This window comes from Actinospineispora spinosispora DSM 44797 (genome assembly GCF_000429025.1).
Taxonomy (GTDB): domain Bacteria; phylum Actinomycetota; class Actinomycetes; order Mycobacteriales; family Pseudonocardiaceae; genus Pseudonocardia; species Pseudonocardia spinosispora.
In genome coordinates, this window is sequence record NZ_KE386835.1 from 651,713 (window position 1) to 669,877 (window position 18,165).

General features: G+C 69.9%; 20 protein-coding genes and 1 tRNA gene. 12 read left to right on the forward strand and 9 right to left on the reverse strand.

Annotated features, from left to right (window positions below):
- Positions 1-9: 9 nt before the first annotated feature.
- The gene (locus G406_RS0136830; RefSeq protein WP_028937719.1) at positions 10-375 is read left to right on the forward strand and encodes an ArsR/SmtB family transcription factor; all 366 of its coding nucleotides are present in this window, start codon (positions 10-12) and stop codon (positions 373-375) included.
- On the forward strand, positions 372-1,472 hold the full coding sequence (gene arsB, locus G406_RS52175) for an ACR3 family arsenite efflux transporter (protein WP_037080329.1): 1,101 nt from the start codon (positions 372-374) through the stop codon (positions 1,470-1,472). The genes G406_RS0136830 and arsB overlap by 4 nt, the downstream gene beginning before the upstream one ends.
- Here arsB and G406_RS52180 read toward each other — a convergent pair.
- Positions 1,404-2,081: an AraC family transcriptional regulator gene (locus tag G406_RS52180; protein ID WP_051343165.1), complete on the reverse strand. Its 678-nt coding sequence runs from the start codon at positions 2,079-2,081 to the stop codon at positions 1,404-1,406. The genes arsB and G406_RS52180 overlap by 69 nt on opposite strands.
- Before the next feature lie 22 nt (positions 2,082-2,103).
- Positions 2,104-3,036 (reverse strand): GlxA family transcriptional regulator, encoded by a 933-nt coding sequence (locus G406_RS0136845; RefSeq protein WP_028937720.1) that lies wholly within the window; start codon positions 3,034-3,036, stop codon positions 2,104-2,106.
- Positions 3,037-3,106: 70 nt separating this feature from the next.
- Between G406_RS0136845 and G406_RS0136850 the strand changes: the two genes are divergently transcribed.
- The 3 genes from G406_RS0136850 to G406_RS0136860 are packed head-to-tail and all read left to right on the forward strand — an operon-like array spanning position 3,107 to position 5,326.
- Positions 3,107-3,781, forward strand: coding sequence for an HD domain-containing protein (locus G406_RS0136850; RefSeq protein ID WP_028937721.1), 675 nt, complete (start codon positions 3,107-3,109; stop codon positions 3,779-3,781).
- A 30-nt stretch (positions 3,782-3,811) separates the two neighbouring features.
- Complete coding sequence (locus tag G406_RS0136855) at positions 3,812-4,231, forward strand: Rid family hydrolase (protein WP_028937722.1); 420 nt, start codon at positions 3,812-3,814, stop codon at positions 4,229-4,231.
- 12 nt (positions 4,232-4,243) lie between these two features.
- Positions 4,244-5,326 (forward strand): NADH:flavin oxidoreductase/NADH oxidase, encoded by a 1,083-nt coding sequence (locus G406_RS0136860; RefSeq protein WP_028937723.1) that lies wholly within the window; start codon positions 4,244-4,246, stop codon positions 5,324-5,326.
- A 196-nt stretch (positions 5,327-5,522) separates the two neighbouring features.
- On the opposite strand, the gene G406_RS0136865 is transcribed toward G406_RS0136860, so the two are convergent.
- Positions 5,523-5,608: transfer RNA gene (locus G406_RS0136865), tRNA-Tyr, on the reverse strand.
- 92 nt (positions 5,609-5,700) lie between these two features.
- Between G406_RS0136865 and G406_RS0136870 the strand changes: the two genes are divergently transcribed.
- Together G406_RS0136870 and G406_RS0136875 are read left to right on the forward strand one after the other, a co-directional pair.
- A complete protein-coding gene (locus G406_RS0136870) occupies positions 5,701-6,192 on the forward strand; it encodes a YajQ family cyclic di-GMP-binding protein (RefSeq protein WP_028937724.1) in 492 nt (163 codons plus the stop codon).
- Positions 6,193-6,343: 151 nt separating this feature from the next.
- On the forward strand, positions 6,344-6,943 hold the full coding sequence (locus G406_RS0136875) for an FCD domain-containing protein (protein ID WP_028937725.1): 600 nt from the start codon (positions 6,344-6,346) through the stop codon (positions 6,941-6,943).
- A gap of 6 nt (positions 6,944-6,949) precedes the next feature.
- Here G406_RS0136875 and G406_RS0136880 read toward each other — a convergent pair whose 3' ends face one another.
- The 3 genes from G406_RS0136880 to G406_RS0136890 form a co-directional block, all read right to left on the reverse strand.
- Positions 6,950-7,252 (reverse strand): hypothetical protein, encoded by a 303-nt coding sequence (locus G406_RS0136880; protein WP_028937726.1) that lies wholly within the window; start codon positions 7,250-7,252, stop codon positions 6,950-6,952.
- Between the two features lie 5 nt (positions 7,253-7,257).
- Positions 7,258-7,995 (reverse strand): alpha/beta fold hydrolase, encoded by a 738-nt coding sequence (locus tag G406_RS0136885; protein ID WP_028937727.1) that lies wholly within the window; start codon positions 7,993-7,995, stop codon positions 7,258-7,260.
- Between the two features lie 84 nt (positions 7,996-8,079).
- A complete protein-coding gene (locus tag G406_RS0136890) occupies positions 8,080-9,225 on the reverse strand; it encodes a macrolide family glycosyltransferase (protein WP_064743146.1) in 1,146 nt (381 codons plus the stop codon).
- A gap of 214 nt (positions 9,226-9,439) precedes the next feature.
- Between G406_RS0136890 and rfbA the strand changes: the two genes are divergently transcribed.
- Positions 9,440-10,321: a glucose-1-phosphate thymidylyltransferase RfbA gene (gene rfbA / locus G406_RS0136895; RefSeq protein WP_028937729.1), complete on the forward strand. Its 882-nt coding sequence runs from the start codon at positions 9,440-9,442 to the stop codon at positions 10,319-10,321.
- A 67-nt stretch (positions 10,322-10,388) separates the two neighbouring features.
- Entirely contained in the window at positions 10,389-11,831 is a 1,443-nt protein-coding gene (locus G406_RS0136900) for an amidase (RefSeq protein WP_211241374.1), read from the forward strand.
- Here G406_RS0136900 and G406_RS0136905 read toward each other — a convergent pair.
- Positions 11,828-12,523 (reverse strand): response regulator transcription factor, encoded by a 696-nt coding sequence (locus tag G406_RS0136905; RefSeq protein WP_051343166.1) that lies wholly within the window; start codon positions 12,521-12,523, stop codon positions 11,828-11,830. The genes G406_RS0136900 and G406_RS0136905 overlap by 4 nt on opposite strands.
- 12 nt (positions 12,524-12,535) lie before the next feature.
- A complete protein-coding gene (gene htpX / locus G406_RS0136910) occupies positions 12,536-13,393 on the reverse strand; it encodes a zinc metalloprotease HtpX (RefSeq protein ID WP_028937732.1) in 858 nt (285 codons plus the stop codon).
- Positions 13,394-13,539: 146 nt separating this feature from the next.
- On the opposite strand from htpX, the gene G406_RS0136915 reads away from it, so the two are divergent.
- From G406_RS0136915 to G406_RS0136925, 3 genes are all read left to right on the forward strand, one after another.
- Positions 13,540-14,316 carry an enoyl-CoA hydratase gene (locus G406_RS0136915; RefSeq protein WP_028937733.1) on the forward strand — a complete coding sequence of 259 codons (777 nt, stop codon included), beginning with the start codon at positions 13,540-13,542 and terminating at the stop codon, positions 14,314-14,316.
- A gap of 140 nt (positions 14,317-14,456) precedes the next feature.
- Positions 14,457-16,364: a 2-oxoacid:acceptor oxidoreductase subunit alpha gene (locus G406_RS0136920; protein ID WP_028937734.1), complete on the forward strand. Its 1,908-nt coding sequence runs from the start codon at positions 14,457-14,459 to the stop codon at positions 16,362-16,364.
- A complete protein-coding gene (locus tag G406_RS0136925) occupies positions 16,361-17,434 on the forward strand; it encodes a 2-oxoacid:ferredoxin oxidoreductase subunit beta (RefSeq protein ID WP_028937735.1) in 1,074 nt (357 codons plus the stop codon). Before G406_RS0136920 ends, G406_RS0136925 begins: the two co-directional genes overlap by 4 nt.
- A 43-nt stretch (positions 17,435-17,477) precedes the next feature.
- On the opposite strand, the gene G406_RS0136930 is transcribed toward G406_RS0136925, so the two are convergent.
- Positions 17,478-18,165: sunset domain-containing protein (locus tag G406_RS0136930; protein ID WP_483826429.1), on the reverse strand; the 688-nt coding region annotated here is incomplete at its 5' end.

Here is an 18,165-nt window from a genome sequence, read left to right on the forward strand (position 1 = left end):
GGTAGATGGGTGTCAAACCAAGAACGGGTGCCGACCGACGCCGTGGGGTGCTGTTCCCCGCTGGTGCGGGAGCCGCTGTCGAGTGAGCAGGCGGTCGAGCTGGCGCGGCTGTTCAAAGCGATGGGCGACCCGGTGCGCCTGCGACTGCTGTCGCTGATCGCCTCGCACGCGGGCGGCGAGGCCTGCGTCTGCGACCTGACCGGGGTGTTCGAGCTGAGCGGCCCGACGATCAGCCATCACCTCAAGGTGCTGCGCGAGGCCGGTCTCATCACCGGTGAACGACGAGGCACCTGGGTCTACTACCGGGTCGAGCCCGATGCGCTGGGCCGGCTGTCAGCGATCCTGGTCCCGGACGTGGCGGCGGTCGGCGGATGAGCCCCGACCGGGCCGACGCGGCCCCCGCGGTCGTGACGAAGCTGTCCACGCTCGACCGGTTCCTGCCGCTGTGGATCCTCGCCGCCATGGCGATCGGCCTGGCCTGCGGACGCCTGGTCCCCGGCCTGGGCACCGCGCTGGACGCGATCTCGCTCGACGGCGTCTCACTGCCGATCGCGGTCGGTCTGTTGGTCATGATGTACCCGGTGCTGGCGAAGGTCCGCTACGACCGGCTGGACACCGTGACCGGCGACCGGCGCCTGCTCATCACGTCGCTGGTGCTCAACTGGCTCGTCGGCCCGGCGTTGATGTTCGCGCTCGCCTGGCTGATGCTGCCGGACCTGCCCGAGTACCGCACCGGCCTGATCATCGTCGGGCTCGCCCGCTGCATCGCCATGGTCATCATCTGGAACGACCTCGCGTGCGGCGACCGCGAGGCCGCCGCCGTGCTGGTGGCCCTGAACTCGGTGTTCCAGGTGGTGGCGTTCGCCGCGCTCGGCTGGTTCTACCTGTCGGTCCTGCCCGGGTGGCTCGGTCTGCCCCGCACGGACCTGGACGTCTCGGCCTGGCAGATCGCCCGCTCGGTCCTGGTCTTCCTCGGTGTCCCCCTGCTCGCCGGCTACCTCACCCGCCGCATCGGGGAGAGGACCAAGGGCCGCGACTGGTACGAGACCCGGCTGTTGCCCGCGATCGGACCGTTCGCCCTGTACGGCCTGCTGTTCACGATCATCGTGCTGTTCGCGCTGCAGGGCGACGCGATCACCGCACGGCCTCTCGACGTCGCCCGGATCGCACTGCCCCTGCTGGTCTACTTCGCCGTCATGTGGTTCGGCTCGCTCGCACTGGCCCGGGTAGTCGGGCTCGGCTACGAGCGTTCCGCGACGCTGGCGTTCACCGCGGCGGGCAACAACTTCGAGCTGGCGATCGCCGTCGCCATCGCCACCTTCGGCGTCACCTCCGGCCAGGCCCTCGCCGGTGTGGTCGGCCCGCTGATCGAGGTCCCGGTGCTGGTCGCGCTGGTCTACGTCTCACTCCGGGCACGCCGCCGCTGGACCGGTCTCACGACGCACCGGTCGCGGGCCGCCGCACCGCGTTGATCGTCGGTTGGTAGGCGTGGTGCGGCGGCGCAGGTACACGACGAACTGGCGGGCCAGCTCCAGCGCACTCTCCGGCCCGAGGTCGTGTTCCACGAGCGCGAGGGTGAGGTCGAACGCGGCGGTCACGCCCGCGGAGGTCCAGACGTCGCCGTCCCGTAGGTAGATCGAGTCCGGTTCCACCCGGAGGGCCGGGTACTCGGCCGCCAGCCGCTGGGCACAGTCCCAGTGCGTCGTCACGCGCCGTCCGTCGAGCAGACCCGCCTCGGCCAGCAGAAACGCACCGGAGCAGGTCGAGACCACTCGCCGGGAGCGCCCCGCCGACGCGCGGATCGCGTCGATCAGGCCGGCGTCGCGGGCGGCGTCCCACGCGGACATCCCGCCGATGACCGCGAGCGTGTCGATCCGGCCGGTCCCCTCACGCAGAGCCGTCACCCCGCCGAGGGTCAGGCCCCGGCCGAGGTCGAGGGGCATGCCCTCGGAGGTGGCGACCCCCACCCGGTAGGCGGCGGGCCCTCCCTGCGACACCGCTAGGTGGGAGGCGATCTCGAACATGTCGCGCACCCCGAACAGCTCGGTGCCGTGCACGCCCGGATGCCCGACCACCAGCACCCGTCGGCCGTCCTCGGTGGCGTCAGCCGCCGAAGGTGCGCCGGTAGGCGGTGGGCGTGGTGTCCAGGACTCGCCGGAAGTGCAGCCGCAGGTTGGCCGCCGTACCGAGCCCACAGTCACGCGCGACCCGGTCCATCGAGTGGTCGGTGGTCTCCAGCAGTTCCCGGGCCCGACCCAGCCGCGCGTCGAGCAGCCACTGCAGCGGGGTCGTTCCGGTCTCCTCGGTGAACCGGCGCATGAGTGTGCGCTGCGAGACGCCCGCGTGCCGGGCGAGCTCGCGCAGCGTGACCTGCTCGCCGAGGCGGTGCAGGGCCCATTCGCGCGTGTCGGACAGCGACGCATCGCCCGCCACCGAGACGGGAGCGGGCACGTACTGGGCCTGCCCGCCCTCGCGGTGCGGGGCGGCGACCAGACCTCGAGCGATCCGGTTGGCCACCGTCGCCCCGAGGTCGCGGCGCACGATGTGCAGACACAGATCGATGCCGCAGCACACCCCGGCCGAGGTGAGTACCTCACCCTCGTCGACGTAGAGCACGTCGCGCTCCACGGACACCGAGGGGTAGTCGCGCGCGAAATCCTCGATGTACTGCCAGTGGGTGGTGGCGCGCAGACCGTCCAGGACGCCCGCTTCGGCCAGCGCGAAGGCTCCCGTGCAGATCGACACCATCCGCGCGCCCCGCTCGTGCGCCTCGGCCAACGCGGCGATCATGGCCGCCGGCCGCCGGCAGGGCGGGTCGGCCCCCGGCACGATCACGGTGTCGGCAGTGCGCACCTGCTCCAGGCCCACATCGGCGAGCACCGCGAAGCCTCCGGTGGTGTGCACGGTCGCGCCGACGGTGCACACGGTCGTCTCGTACGGGGTCTCCGGCCGAGCGGAGAAGATCTGCGCGGGGATCGCCAGATCCAGGGGCATGACCCCCTCCAGGGCCAGGATCACGATCCGATGAGCCGCCATGGCAATATTCTAACGAAGTGGGGCAATTTCGCCTATCGCCAGGTCAGAGCTGACTCGGCAAGCTGAAGACATGACCGGACCTACCCCAAAGGCGACCGCCGACCTGATCACGCTGCCCGGTACACCGCTCGCCGAAGCCGTGCTGAACCTGATCCACCCGGTGGAGACGCCGTCGGTGTTCAACCACAGCATCCGCAGCTACCTGTTCGCCCGGCTGGTCGCCGGTCGCCTCGGCCTGTCCGGGGGTAGCGACTACGACGATGACCTGCTGTTCTCCGCATGCGCGATGCACGACCTCGGGGTGGCCCCAGACGGCCCGCACCGCCAACGGTTCGAGGTCGAGGGCGCCGACCGCGCCGCCGAGTTCCTGACTGGTCGAGGGGTGTCCACATCGGACGCCGACCAGGTGTGGCAGGCGATCGCGCTGCACAGCTCGCCGGGCATCGCGGAACGCCGGGGCACGCTGTGCGTGCTCGTCCGCGAAGGTGTCGCACTCGACTTCGGCGGCCCGATGGGGGCGAACCACGTCGAGGCGCTCACCGACGAGCAGGCCGACGCCGTGCACTTGGTGTACCCGAGGCTGGACATGGTCCGTTCACTCACCGACGCGATCGTCGCGCACGCCGCGAAGAACCCGAAGAACGCGCCCCGCTACTCGATCCCCGGTGAGTTCCTCCGTGAACGCGAGGCCTACGGCCGGACCCGGATGGAGCATGCCTGCGGCTCGTCCCGCTGGGGCAGCTGAACCCCCGTCACCACGAAAGGAAACCGTGCAATGACCATCCACACCGTCGAGGTTCCCGAGGACTCCGAGGTCTTCGGCACGACCGTCACCGCCTTCGCCAACTTCGGCTACTCCGCCGCGGTCCGCGCCCACGGCCTGCTCTTCATCGCTGGCACGATCGGCCGTCGCGCCGACGGCACCATCCCCGACGACATCGAGGAACAAACCGAGATCGCCATCGCGCGCATCGAGGAGATCCTCCGCCTGGAGGGACTCGACCTGCCCGCCCTCGTCGATGTCACCAGCTACCACGTCGACATCCACCGGAACCTGCCCGGCTTCGCCAAGGCCAAGGCGCGCCTGATCACCCCTCCGTACCCGACCTGGTCACTGATCGGAGTGAGCGGGCTGGCCAGCCCCGGGCTGCTCGTCGAGATCCGCGCCACGGCCGCCCATCCCGACCCTTCCTGACCGGGTTCCACCGTGACCAGCATCTTCGAGCCCGTCACCGTTCGCGGCACGCGAGTACGCAACCGGGCCTGGCTCGCTCCCCTGTGCCAGTACTCCGTCGACGCGCGGGACGGCGTGCCCACCGACTGGCATCTCGTCCACCTGGGCGCGAGGGCGACCGGCGGATTCGGTCTCGTGATGACCGAGGCCACCGCGGTCACCCCGGAAGGACGGATCACGCCGCACGACACGGGGCTGTGGAACGACGCCCAGGCGACCGCATGGGAACGCATCACCGGTTTCCTCGCCTCGCAGGGCGCCATCCCGGCGGTGCAGCTGGCTCACGCGGGTCGCAAGGCCTCGACCACGCGGCCGTGGCGCGGCGGGGTTCCGGTGGACCCGGACGCGGGCGGCTGGACGCCGCTCGCGCCCTCGCCGTCGCCGTACCCAGGCCTGACCAGTCCGATCGCCATGACTCAGGCCGCCATCGACGCAACGGTCCGGGCCTTCGCCGCTGCCGCGTCGCGCGCGGTGGACGCGGGTTTCGAGGTGGTCGAGGTGCACGCGGCACATGGCTACCTGCTCCACGAGTTCCTTTCTCCCCTGTCCAACGGCCGGACGGACTCCTACGGCGGCTCGTTCCGCAACCGCGCGCGACTGCTCATCGAGGTCGTCGACGCGGTCCGCGCTGCCATCCCCGACATCAGGCCCCTGTTCGTCAGGCTGTCCGCGACCGACTGGGTCGACGGAGGCTGGACACTGGACGACACGGTCGCCCTGTCGGCCCTGCTGGCCGACCACGGGGTGGACCTCGTCGACCTGAGCTCCGGCGGCAACGACCCCGGCCAGCGGATTCCCGTGGGCCCCGGCTACCAGGTGCCGTTCGCACGAGCGGTCCGAGCCGAAACCGGGCTGCGCACCGCCGCGGTCGGCCTGATCACCGAACCCAGCCAGGCCCAGGCAATCCTGGACGAGGGTGCGGCCGACGCGGTCCTCCTCGGCCGAGCCGCGCTGCGTGAGCCGACCTGGCCGGTGCGCGCGGCCCACGAGCTGGGCCTCCCGGTGCCGGACGCGCCCTATCCGGTGCAGTACCTGCGGGGCGCGTACCGGTCGTGAACCGGCGCTGTTCGCACGCCCGGCGCTGTAGTCCCCGGCCGCGGGTCGGGCACGCGGGCTCCGCCCGAAGCCTCGAACATGATCACCACGGTGTGGTAGCTGAATCCGCGCGGGAAATCAGCCACCACACCGTGGTGATCATGGAAACGAGAACAGCCCCTGACCAGTTTGTGCTGGTCAGGGGCTGTTCCGACCCTGGTGGCAGATCTAGGATTCGAACCTAGGAAGGCTTTCGCCGACGGATTTACAGTCCGCTCCCATTGGCCGCTCGGGCAATCTGCCGGGGTGCGCTTCACCGGGGTGATCGCGTAGTGAAGATAATACGACAGCGGTCAGAGGCGATCGCACCGGGCTCGATGATCGGAGGCGTAGACGTGGCAGATCCTTCATTCGACGTGGTCAGCAAGGTCGACCGGCAGGAGGTGGACAACGCCCTCAACCAGGCGTCCAAGGAGCTCTCGCAGCGGTTCGACTTCCGGGGCACCGGCGCCGGGGTGAGCTGGTCCGGCGAGGAAGCGATCACGATCGAGGCGGAGACGGAGGAGCGGTGCCGCGCCGCCGTCGAGGTCTTCAAGGAGAAGTTGATCAAGCGCAACATCTCACTGAAGGCGTTCGAGGTGGGCGACCCGACGCCGTCCGGGCGCATTCACAAGGTGACCGGCACGATCGTGCAGGGCATCGCGTCGGACAAGGCCAAGGAGATCTCGAAGGCGATCCGGGACGAGAAGCTCAAGGGCGTTCAGGCGCAGATCCAGGGTGACCAGCTGCGGGTGTCGGGCAAGAAGAAGGACGACCTGCAGTCCGTCATTGCGCTGCTCAAGGGTAAGGACTTCGGCATCGCGCTACAGTTCACGAACTACCGGTAGTGGGAGGACGGTGCCGCAGGTCCCGGTGGCCGAACCGGCCGGGGAGGCCTGCGGCGCTCATGTCGAATCCCAGCGGTCAGATATAATTGATGCACGAAGTACTGCTGCGGGCGGGTTGATCGACATTCTTCGGCGCTGAGATCGGAGGCGCATGACCCTCTATCTCGTCCCGCCGTTGGCAAAGGACTCGCCGACTGCCGACCCACCGGGACCACTCACGTCCCCGCGCGCCTGGGGCATCACCGGGGGCACTGGCTCGTGGGTCGCCGCAGTCGCAAGGCAGTCGCCTGACGGCGAGCGCCGCGAAGGGCTGACCCAGCAGGACATCCACGCTATCTTCCAGCTGCTGCGGCGGATCGAACCGGCGCTGGCGCGACGCTCCGCCGTGTCGTTGAGCAGCGAGCACCTCGATCGGGTGGAGCGCAACGCGGACCTCATCGCGTCGCTCAGGTTCAGCCCGACGGAGGTCAACCAGCTGTACACGGCGCTGCGCGGGGGGCTGATCGTGCCCGGCGTCTCCCACATCGAGACCAGCACCGTGGTGCCGTTGCAGCACCGGGTGACGGCGCACTTCGAAGCGCACTACCGACGGTTGGGTACGCACCCCAAGGAACTCTCCGGGTGCGATGACACGAACGAACGGCTCATCGCGGCGTTCCGCACCCGCGACCCGGACGTCGCCAGCGCAGCGGTGCGGGATCACCTCGACGGTTGCGAGTTCTTCGCGCTGCACGTCCTCAACCTGGGCTAGCCCAGCTCAGGGCTGCAGGTGCTTGCCCTCCACACGGCAGCTGAGGCAGTAGCCGTCAGCGACGCCGAGGACGTGCCCGGCGTCGGTCTCCGAGCGCCCGCAGGATTTGCAGGGCTGGCGGGCGCCCGCGATCGCGGCTTTCGCCTCGGCTTCGGCGGCCGCTGCCGCCTTGGCCACTTCGGCCGCCTGACCCGCTTCGGCGGTCCGGCCGAGCCGGCAGCGCTCGCAGACGTCGCGGCCCGGGGAGATCAGCGTCAACGGTTGGCCGCACCGGGTGCACTCGGTGACGGCTGTGGTCTCTGCGGTCATGGCTGTCAGCTTGCCCCAGCCCCCACTCCGGCCAACAAGGCGGCCAGCTTCTCCGGCTCCGAGAACATCGGCCAGTGACCGGTCGGGAGCTCGACGAATGTCCACTCCGATCCGCCCATCTCGGCGAACCCGGGGACACCGGCTTCGATCAGGCCGACGACCTGCGCTCTGGTGAAGCTGCACGCGATGACCGTCTTCGGCAGCGACGGGTCGGGCTCGGCCCGTCGCGCCGATCCGGTGACCGCGCCGCCGGGCTCGGGCGTGCTGCGCCGATGCACCTCGGCGAACGTGTCGTCGTCCAGCCCGTCGGTGCTGGCACCGTGTCGACCGAGCGTCGCGCGGTCCGGCATCGGGTAGTCGCCGCCGTTCTCCGCCATCCGCTGCTCCACCCAGGAACACAGGTCGGGCGGCAGGAAATCCAGGTGCGAGATGCCCTCCGGCAGGGGCCCGGTGTCCACGAAGACCAGCTGGGCGACCCGGTCGCGGGCCCGCTCGGCGGCCGGCGCGACGACCGGGCCAGCGCCGCTGTGTCCGACGAGCACCACATCGCGCAGGCCGTCCAACGTGGCGACCAGGTCGTCGACCTGCGATTCGAGCGTCACACCCGGCTCGCCGGCGCGTTCGGCGAGACCGGGCAGCGTCACCGGGTGGACGTCGTGCCCGGCGGCGCGCAACGGCGCGGCCACCTCGTCCCACGCCCACGCACCCAACCAGAAACCCGGAACCAGCACGAACGTCGTCATGCCGAGCACGCTAAAGGCAACCACCGACATTTCCGGCTCGTGAGTGGTACGGGCGCCCCGGGGCGCCCGTACCACTCACGAGGGTCAGGCGAGCAGCTGCTCGACGATGTCCGCGGCGGCCGAGGCGCCACCGGCCGCACGCAGCTCCGCGCGCAGCTCGGCGAGGCGGGCCGCCACCTCCGGTGAGGCGGCGAGCGACAGCACCGCCTCGCGCAGGGCGTCGGCGGTGACCGGCTCCGCCAGTTGCGCACCGACGCCGAGCTCCGCCAGCATGGCCGCGTTGCCGAACTGGTCGACCGCCTGCGGCAACGCCACCATCGGAACGCCCTGGTAGAGACCCTCCGAACACCCACCCATGCCCGCGTGGGTGACGAACGCCGAGGCCTGTCCGAGCACCGCGAGCTGCGGTACCCAGCGGTGCACGGTGATGTTCGGCGGCAGCTCACCGAGGTCGGCCGGGTTCACGTGCACCCCGATCGACATCACCACGTCCCACTCGGTGTCCCGGAACGCCTCGATGCACGCCAGATACAGGTCGAGGTGATCGGTGTAGGCCGAGCCGAGCGAGACGAGCAGCAGCGGCCGGTCACCCGACGGCCAGCCGCCCTGGTGCGGGCGCCGGTCCAGCGCGGGACCGACGAACGTGTAGACCGAGTCGTCGACCCGGTCCGCGTTCGGCTGCAGCGCCTTCGGGATGAGGACGGCGCAGCGCGGCGGGCGGCCGGTGAACTCATCGGACCGCAGCGGGACGCCCTGCTCGGCGAGCCATTCGTCGAACCGGGCGCGGTACGCGAGACCGGCGGGCTCGGAGAGGAACGCGAACGCATCCGCCATGTCCTCCTCGAAGCCCTGCCACGCCACCATCGACGGCGAGAGCTGCAGCAACGGCACCGACCAGCGATGCGCGAGCACCCGGGCCGGGTAGCCGGTGATGTCGTAGAGCACGGCGTCCGGACGGTCGTCCTCCAACGCTGCCTCCAGCTGCGGCAGGACCCGGGTCGCCTCCTCGAAGAAGATCGTCATCCCGTCGAGCGGGTCGGTCGGCCACTGCTCGCCCGCCGACTCGTCGGGCAGCTGTGTCCGGTAGACGACCGGAGTCGCGCCGGTCGAGGCGACCACCTCGGCGAAGGAGGCCGGGATCGCGTAGGACACGCGGTGCCCTCGCTCGACCAGCTCGGCGATCACCGGCAGGTTCGGATTGACGTGGCCGTGCGCACCGACGCTGGCCATCAGGATGTGTGACACGAGGGTTCTCCAGAGCTCGTACGGGTTTCAGGGCATGACAAAGCCCCGCCGGTGCCTCGGGCCTCAGTGGCCCGGGCGGCGGGGCGAGGTGCCTCTCAGCCGTACAGCTGCTTCTGGAACATGCCCGGCAGCGTAGGGCCGCGCGCCTCGGGAACGCGACCGAGTTTCACTCGCGCGGCACACGGTAGGTTGGCTGGCGATGAAGGGCATAGTGCTGGCAGGCGGTTCGGGCAGCAGGTTGTACCCGGTCACCGGAGCGGTCTCCAAGCAGCTGCTGCCGGTGTACGACAAGCCGATGATCTACTACCCGCTGTCGGTGCTGATGTTCGGCGGCATCCGGGACATCCTGATCATCTCGACGCCGGCAGACCTGCCGCAGTTCGAGCGGCTGCTCGGCGACGGATCCGCGCTCGGGCTACGGCTGACCTACGCCGAGCAGGCCCAGCCGAACGGGCTCGCCGAGGCGTTCCTGATCGGCGCCGACCACGTCGGTGACGACAGCGTCGCGCTGGTCCTCGGCGACAACATCTTCCACGGGCCCGGCTTCCCGGCGCAGCTGCGCCGCAGCATCGCCGACCTGGACGGCTGCGTCCTGTTCGGCTACCCGGTGAAGGACCCCGGCCGCTACGGCGTCGGCGAGGCGGACGACAACGGCCGGCTGATCTCCATCGAGGAGAAACCGGCCGTACCGAGGTCCAACCGGGCGATCACCGGGCTGTACCTCTACGACAACGACGTGCTCCGCATCGCACGCCAGATCACCCCGTCGGCGCGCGGCGAGCTGGAGATCACCGACGTCAACCACGTGTACCTGGAACGTGGGACAGCCACGCTCATCGACCTGGGCCGGGGCTTCGCCTGGCTGGACACCGGCACGCACGACTCGCTGCTGGAGGCCGGGCAATACGTGCAGGTGCTGGAACATCGGCAGGGCATCCGCATCGCGTGTCTCGAGGAGATCGCCCTGGACATGGGCTACATCGACCCGGACAGCTGCTACCTGCTCGGGGAGAAGCTGGGTAGCTCCCGATACGGCGAGTACGTCATGTCGGTGGCGAAGGCGGCCGGCGCGATCGGCTGAATATCGGTCATCTCACCGATGGTGCCGCTGTGTGTCCCTTCCTACGGTCGTGCACAACGACCGCACCATGAGGCAAAGGGGCCTGATCACCATGGCGAGTTCCGACGATCTGTGCTGGCTGTCCGCCACCGAACTGACCGGGCGCATCCGTGCCGGTGAGGTGACCCCGACCGACGTCGCCGAGCAGGTCGTGTCCCGGGTCGAGGCGGTGAATCCCGAGCTCAACGCATTCGTCAACTTCGACCGTGACCAGGTGCTGCGCGACGCCGCCGAGCTGACCGCCGCCCAGGGCCGAGGCGAGGAGCTCGGACCGCTGCACGGTGTGCCGTACTCGATCAAGGACCTGACCGCGGTCGCCGGACTGCCACTGACGTTCGGCATGTCCCCGTTGAAGGACAACGTCGCCGAGCGCGACGCCACCTCGGTCGCGCGGCTGCGCCACGCGGGCGGGTTGTTCCTGGGCAAGACGAACACCCCGGAGAGCGGCTACTACGGAGGCACCGACAACCACCTGTTCGGCCCGACGCACAACCCGTGGAAGCACGGCACGACACCGGGCGGGTCCAGTGGCGGCGCGGCGGCGGCGGTCGCGGCCGGGCTGGGTCAGCTCGCCGAGGGCAGCGACGGCGCCGGGTCGGTGCGTATCCCGGCGTCGCTGTGCGGCGTCGTCGGCCTCAAGCCCTCGACCGGCCGGATCCCGCAGACGATCCTCGCCGGCCGCTACTACCACTGGGCCTACCACGGCCCGATCACCCGTACCGTCGCCGACAACGCGCTGATGGTGAACGTCCTCGCCGGGCCCGACCCTTCGGACCCGCTGAGCCTGCCGGCCGACGGCGTCGATTACGTCGCCGAGCTGGACGGCGACATCACCGGCTGGCGGGTCGCCTACTCCCCCGACCTCGGCTACGCGCAGGTCGACCCCGAGGTCGCCGAGATCTGCCGTTCGGCGCTGGGCGCGTTCGAAGAGCTGGGCGCGCACGTCGCCGAGGCGACCCCGGCCTGGGGCGATCCGGAGGAGGCGATGTGGAACGGCGTGTGGGTTCCCGGCTTCGCCAGCGAGCACGACATGCTGGACTGGGACAACCTGCACGGCCAGGTCGACGACAACCTCATCGAGCTGATGCACGAGGGCCGCAGGCTGACCGGCGTCGACGTGGGGCGCGCGGACGCGTTCCGCGGCGCCATGTGGGACACGTTCGCCGCGTTCATGGCCGACTACGACCTCCTGGTCACCCCGACCTGCACCGAGGCGGCGTTCCCGATCACCCAGTTCACGCCGGACGGCCTGCTCGGCTCGTCGCTGCGCCACCAGCTGCTGGGCTGGCTGCTGACCTACCCGTTCAACATGATGACCACCCCGGCCATCACGGTGCCCGCCGGCTTCACCTCGGACGGCCGGCCGGTCGGTCTGCAGATCGCCGGCCGCCTGCACGCCGACGCCGCGGTCCTGCGCGCGGCAGCCAACTTCGAGCGTGCCCGCCCCTGGTCCCAGCATCGCCCCGGCTAGAACGGGCAGAGGCTGAGGCGGATTGCCTTGACGGCGGCTTCCACCCGGTTCGTCGCGGAGAGTTTGCGCAGGATGTGTTCGACGTGGGTGGCGACCGTGCTGCGGGACAGGACCAGCTCCGCGCAGATCTCGGTGTTGGTCCGGCCCTGGGTGATCAGCCGCAGGATCTCGACCTCACGCGGGGTCAGCGCTATCGCCGCACGAGCGGCCATCTCGGCCACCCTCTCGGTCAGGACGCCGCGCAGCACGTCGAGGCCACGCTTGCCTGCGGCCGGGAAGACCTCGTCGACGACGCTCAGGTGCACGGCGCCCACCACCTTGCCGTCGTCCCGGGCGAGACAGGTCGAGCTGCCCTCCCGATAGCCGTGCGGGGTGAGGATCTCCCGCGCCGAGTAGCCGTCCCGGTAGGACGGCAGGTCGGCCCAGCACATCGGGACGCCCGGGCTGCGAGCGACCAGGCGGTAGCCGGGGTCCCGGTCGACGAAGTCGGTGAGCAGATACCTGGCGACGGTGGGCGCGTACCCGACCGTCGCCAGTTCGTGGTGCCGCCCGGTCCGCCCATCGACGTAGGTGACCGCGGCGGCGGCACCGTGCGCCGCGTCCAGCAAGACCTTCAGCAGACCTTCGGCACTGGTGACGGCGGACGTCGAGCAGCTCGCGGCGACCGCGTCCACCACCGTGCTCTCGTCCACGACCAGCTCGTTTCAGCCGCGTGCCATCTGCTCCAGTCGGCGGATTCTATCCTCCAGCGGCGGGTGTGTGGAGAACATGCGGGCCAGCTTCTCCCCGGAGCGGAACGGGTTGGCGATCATCAGGTGCGACTGCGAGACGAGCGCGGGCTCGGGCGGCAACGGCGCCAGCTGGGTGCCGCGCTCGAGCTTGCGCAGTGCCGAGGCCAGCCCCAGCGGGTCCCGGGTGAGCAGCGCGCCGCTCGCATCGGCCTGGTACTCCCGCGAGCGGCTGATCGACATCTGCACGACGCCCGCCGCGATCGGGCCGATCAGCGCGACGACGATCATCGCCAGCGGGTTCGGCCGGTCCTCGTCGCCGCCGCCGAAGAAGGACGCGAACATCGCGATGTTCGCCATGAAGCTGATCATGCTGGCCAGTGCGCCCGCGACACAGGAGATGAGGATGTCGCGGTTGTAGACGTGGGACAGCTCGTGGCCGAGCACGCCGCGCAGCTCACGTTCGTCGAGCAGCTCCAGGATGCCGGTCGTGGCGCACACCGCCGCGTTGCGTGGGTTGCGGCCGGTCGCAAAAGCGTTCGGCGCGCTGGTCGGACTGACGTAGAGTCGCGGCATCGGCTGGCGTGCGGTGTTGGCAAGCTCACGCACGATCCGGTACATCGCGGGCTGTTCCGCCTCGGTGACCGGGCGCGCGTGCATGGCGCGCAGCGCGAGCTTGTCCGAGTTGAAGTAGGCGTAGGCGTTCATACCGAGCGCGACGAACAGGGCGAGGACGAGGCCACCTCGCCCGAACAGGCCGCCGACGAGCAGTACCAATGCGCTCAGCCCACCGAGCAGTACCGCGGTCTTCAGCCCGTTGAAATGGTTGTGCACGAGCATTCACTTCCTCTCCGCACCCGATGAACGAGCGAGGCCGAGCACTGGTTCCGCACCCGTGATCCCGAGGTGTGCCGGTGATCTCCCGTGTGACCTCCGTGACCCGAACGTCACGAGCATCTTTCGGCAGGCAAGATGCTCGCATGACTGACGAATCCGCTACCAGTGTTGCGCGCGGGGTCCACTACGAGCCGCACGGCCGGGTGGCGTTGATCACCGTGTCCGACCCCGCGAAACGCAACGCGCTGGCCCTGGACCTCGCCGAGCAGCTGGTCGATGCCGTCCGCAGGGCCGAGAAGGACCCGGAGATCGGCGCGATCGTGGTCACCGGCGCGAAGCCGGGCTTCTGCGCCGGCGCCGACCTCAGTCAGCTCGGCGCGTCGAAGGAGGAGGGGCTGCGCAACATCTACAGCGGCTTCCTCGCCGTCGCCGAGACGCCGCTGCCCACCATCGCGGCCGTCGACGGCGCCGCCGTGGGCGCCGGTATGAACCTCGCGCTCGCCTGCGACGTGCGTCTCGCCGGCCCGAAGGCACGCTTCGACTCCCGGTTCATGCAGCTGGGCCTGCACCCGGGCGGCGGCTACACCTGGATGGTCGAGCGCATCCTCGGTCCGCAGGGCGCCGCGGCGGCCACTCTCTTCGGCGAGATCATCGACGCGACGGAGGCCGAGCGCATCGGTCTCGTCTGGCGCTCGGTCGAGGACCCGGTGGCCGCGGCACTGGAGATGGCGGCGCGCGCCGGCGATGCCCCGAAGGACCTCGTCATGACGACGAAGCGCACCATGAAGGTGACGTCCGTCCTCGACAGCCAGGCGGACGCCGTCGAGGTCGAGATCCGATCTCAGGTCGCGTCGCTCGAGTCACCCGCCTTCGCCGAGCGGCTCGCTGCGCTGAAGGCCAAAGTCTCGACGAAACGATGACATCGGACATTCAGCGGCCGTTCCGGATAACGGAACAACGATGTGACGTAGACCTGGTCTTGACCGATAGGCATGAGTAGTGGGACTACCCTGAATTCGGGTACCTGCGCTCGTTATCCGCGATCGACGGAAGATTGAATATGACCATCTCGGACACCCCCGTCGAGGCTGACGGAGCACTTGTCCAGCACCGCGACGTCGAGGTGCAACACCGTCAGCGAGTCGTGATCCGGTTCGCCGGAGACTCCGGCGACGGCATGCAGCTGACCGGTGATCGATTCACCTCCGAGGCGGCCGCGTTCGGCAACGACCTCGCGACGTTGCCCAACTTCCCCGCCGAGATCCGGGCACCTCAGGGCACCCTTCCCGGAGTGTCGTCGTTCCAGCTGCACTTCGCCGACTACGACATCCTGACGCCGGGCGACCGGCCCGACGTGCTCGTCGCGATGAACCCGGCGGCGCTCAAGGCCAACATCAAGGATCTGCCGCACGGCGGCATCCTGATCGTCAACTCCGACGAGTTCACCAAGCGCAACCTGGTCAAGGTCGGCTACGAGACCAGTCCTCTCGAGGACGACTCGCTCGACGCCTACGAGGTCCACGAGGTCGCGATGGCGACCCTGGCCAAGGGTGCGCTCGCCGAGACCGGGCTGTCCAAGAAGGACGCCGAGCGCTCGAAGAACATGTTCGCGCTGGGTCTGCTGTGCTGGATGTACCACCGGCCGACCGAGGGCACCGAGCGGTTCCTGCGGGAGAAGTTCGCCCGTCGCCCCGATCTGGCCGAGGCGAACGTCCTCGCGTTCCGCGCGGGCTGGAACTACGGCGAGACGACCGAGGCGTTCGCGGTCACCTACGAGGTGGCGCCGGCGAAGCTCAAGACCGGTGTGTACCGCCAGATCACCGGCAACACGGCGCTGGCGTACGGCATCGTGGCGTCCGGGCAGCAGTCCGGTCTGCCGGTGTTCCTCGGCTCGTACCCGATCACGCCCGCGTCGGACATCCTGCACGAGCTGTCCAAGCACAAGAACTTCGGCGTGACGACGTTCCAGGCCGAGGACGAGATCTCCGGCATCGGTTCGGCGATCGGCGCCTCGTTCGGTGGCGCACTCGGCGTGACCACGACGTCCGGCCCCGGTGTGTCGCTCAAGAGCGAGGCCGCCGGCCTGGCCGTGGCGCTGGAGCTGCCGCTGCTGATCATCGACGTGCAGCGCGGTGGCCCGTCCACCGGTCTGCCGACGAAGACCGAGCAGTCCGACCTGCTGCAGGCGATGTTCGGCCGCAACGGCGAGTCGCCGATCCCGGTCATCGCGCCCCGCTCGCCCGGCGACTGCTTCGACGCGGCGCTCGAGGCCACCCGGATCGCGGTCACCTACCGCACGCCGGTGATGCTGCTGTCCGACGGTTCGCTGGCGAACGGCTCCGAGCCGTGGAAGGTGCCCGACGTCGACACCCTGCCGACGATCGAGCCGAACTTCGCCACCGAGGTCAACGCCACGGACGGGTCCGGCGAGTTCTGGCCTTACGTCCGCGACGACGACACCCTCGCCCGCCCGTGGGCCGTCCCCGGCACCGCCGGTCTCGAACACCGCCTCGGTGGTCTGGAGAAGGCCGACGGCAAGGGCTCCATCTCCTACGACCCGGACAACCACGAGCGGATGGTCCGGCTGCGCCAGGCCAAGATCGACAACATCACGGTGCCGGACATCGAGGTCGACGACCCCGACGGCGACGCGGAGCTGCTCGTGCTGGGCTGGGGCTCGACCTACGGCCCGATCGGCGCGGGCTGCCGTCGCGTGCGGTCGCGTGGACTGTCAATCGCGCAGGCGCACCTGCGGCACCTCAACCCGATGCCGTCGAACCTCGCGGACGTCCTCGGCCAGTACCGCACGGTGCTGGTGCCGGAGATGAACCTCGGGCAGCTCTCGCTGCTGCTGCGCGGCCGCTTCCTCGTCGACGTCAAGTCCTACACCAAGGTCTCCGGCCTTCCGTTCCAGGCCGAAGAGCTGCAGAACGTGTTCATCGACGCGTTGAAGGGTGATCTCCTGTGACCGCCACCGACCTCGGTCTGCCGACTCTCGGCGGGCTCGACGGAATCCCCACCACCGAGGACAAGCAGACCGCGAAGGACTACACCTCCGACCAGGAGGTGCGCTGGTGCCCCGGGTGCGGTGACTACGCCGTGCTGGCCGCCGTCCGCGGCTTCCTGCCCCAGCTGGGGCTGCGCCGCGAGAACGTCGTGTTCGTGTCCGGCATCGGCTGCAGCTCGCGGTTCCCGTACTACCTCAACACCTACGGCATGCACTCGATCCACGGGCGCGCACCGACGATCGCCACCGGTCTCGCGGTGAGCCGTCCCGACCTGTCGGTCTTCGTGGTCACCGGCGACGGCGACGCGCTGTCCATCGGCGGCAACCACCTGATCCACGCGGTGCGACGCAACGTCAACATGACGATCCTGCTGTTCAACAACCGGATCTACGGGCTGACCAAGGGCCAGTACTCCCCCACCTCGGAGATCGGCAAGATCACCAAGTCGACCCCGATGGGTTCGCTGGACCAGCCGTTCAACCCGCTGTCGGTGGTTCTCGGCGCCGAGGCGACGTTCGCGGCACGCGCGATCGACGCGAATCGGGCCGAGCTGACCAAGGTGCTCACCGCGGCCGCGGCCCACCGGGGTACGTCGTTCGTCGAGATCTACCAGGACTGCCCGATCTTCAACGACGGCGCGTTCGACGTCATTCGCAAGGGCGGCGACGACGCGAAGCAGCGCCTGATCCCGCTCACCCACGGCGAGCCCATCCGGTTCGGTGTGGACGGCGAGTTCGGCGTGGTCCGCTCCGAGGACGGCTACGGCCTGCGGGTCGCGCCGGTCGCCGAGGTGGGCGAGGACGCGCTCGTGGTGCACGACGAGAAGCGCGATGACCCGAGCTTCGCGTTCGCCCTGTCCCGGCTGTCCGACCAGGACCTGTCGCACACGGTCACCGGTGTGTTCCGCAACGTCGACCGGCCGACCTACGACGACGGCGCCCGCCAGCAGGTCGCCGACGCGAAGGCGGCAGGCGCGGGCGACCTGGCCACGCTCCTGCGCGGCAAGGACACCTGGACCGTAGAGGCCTAGTACACCCGTGAGTGGCGAGTGGTCCTATCGGACCACTCGCCACTCACGGCTCCTGAGCTGGTGTGAAGCCTGCGCGTTCGGCTTCCTCGGCGGTGCGGAACCAGACCTGCGCCGTGACTCCGGGCAGGTCACCGCTGTAGTAGCGCTTGGACTCCAGGTCCGCCTTGACCGTGTACTCCTCGGACGGTGCCGAACCGTCCTCCGCCGCGAGCGCCGCGCCCGGATAGGGCGGCGTCGGTTCGCTCGGCGGCTCCGGCTCCGGGGCCTCGATCTCGGGTTCCTCGACGTCCTCGACTGCGGGGCGCGGCGTGGGCACCGCCTCGGTCATCGACGTGCGACCCGCGGTGCCGAGGTGCGGTAGGTCGTCCGGGCCGAACAGGAACTGTCCCGCATCCAGGAACGCCAGCGCGGAGTCCGGGCCCTGGCGTGGTTCGGGCGCCGTCTCGTACAGGTCCTTCAGGCTCTGCTCCGGCGCGGGCTCAGTGTCGGAGGGTGGGTCCGCGTCGTCCTCCGTGGTCTCCGGCGTGCCCTCTCCGATGTTCTGTTCGGGCACCGCCACGACGGTCTCGGCCGCCGCGCCGATCTCCTCCGGCGCCTGGGCCGCCGCGCCCGGCTTCCCGACCTCAGGCTCGTCTGCCGCTGTCTCTGGCGCTGACTCCGCGTCGGCCGCCGAAGCTGGCTCTGCGACCGGCGCAGCACCCGCCTCTGGCGTCGGCTCTGCCACAGCCTCC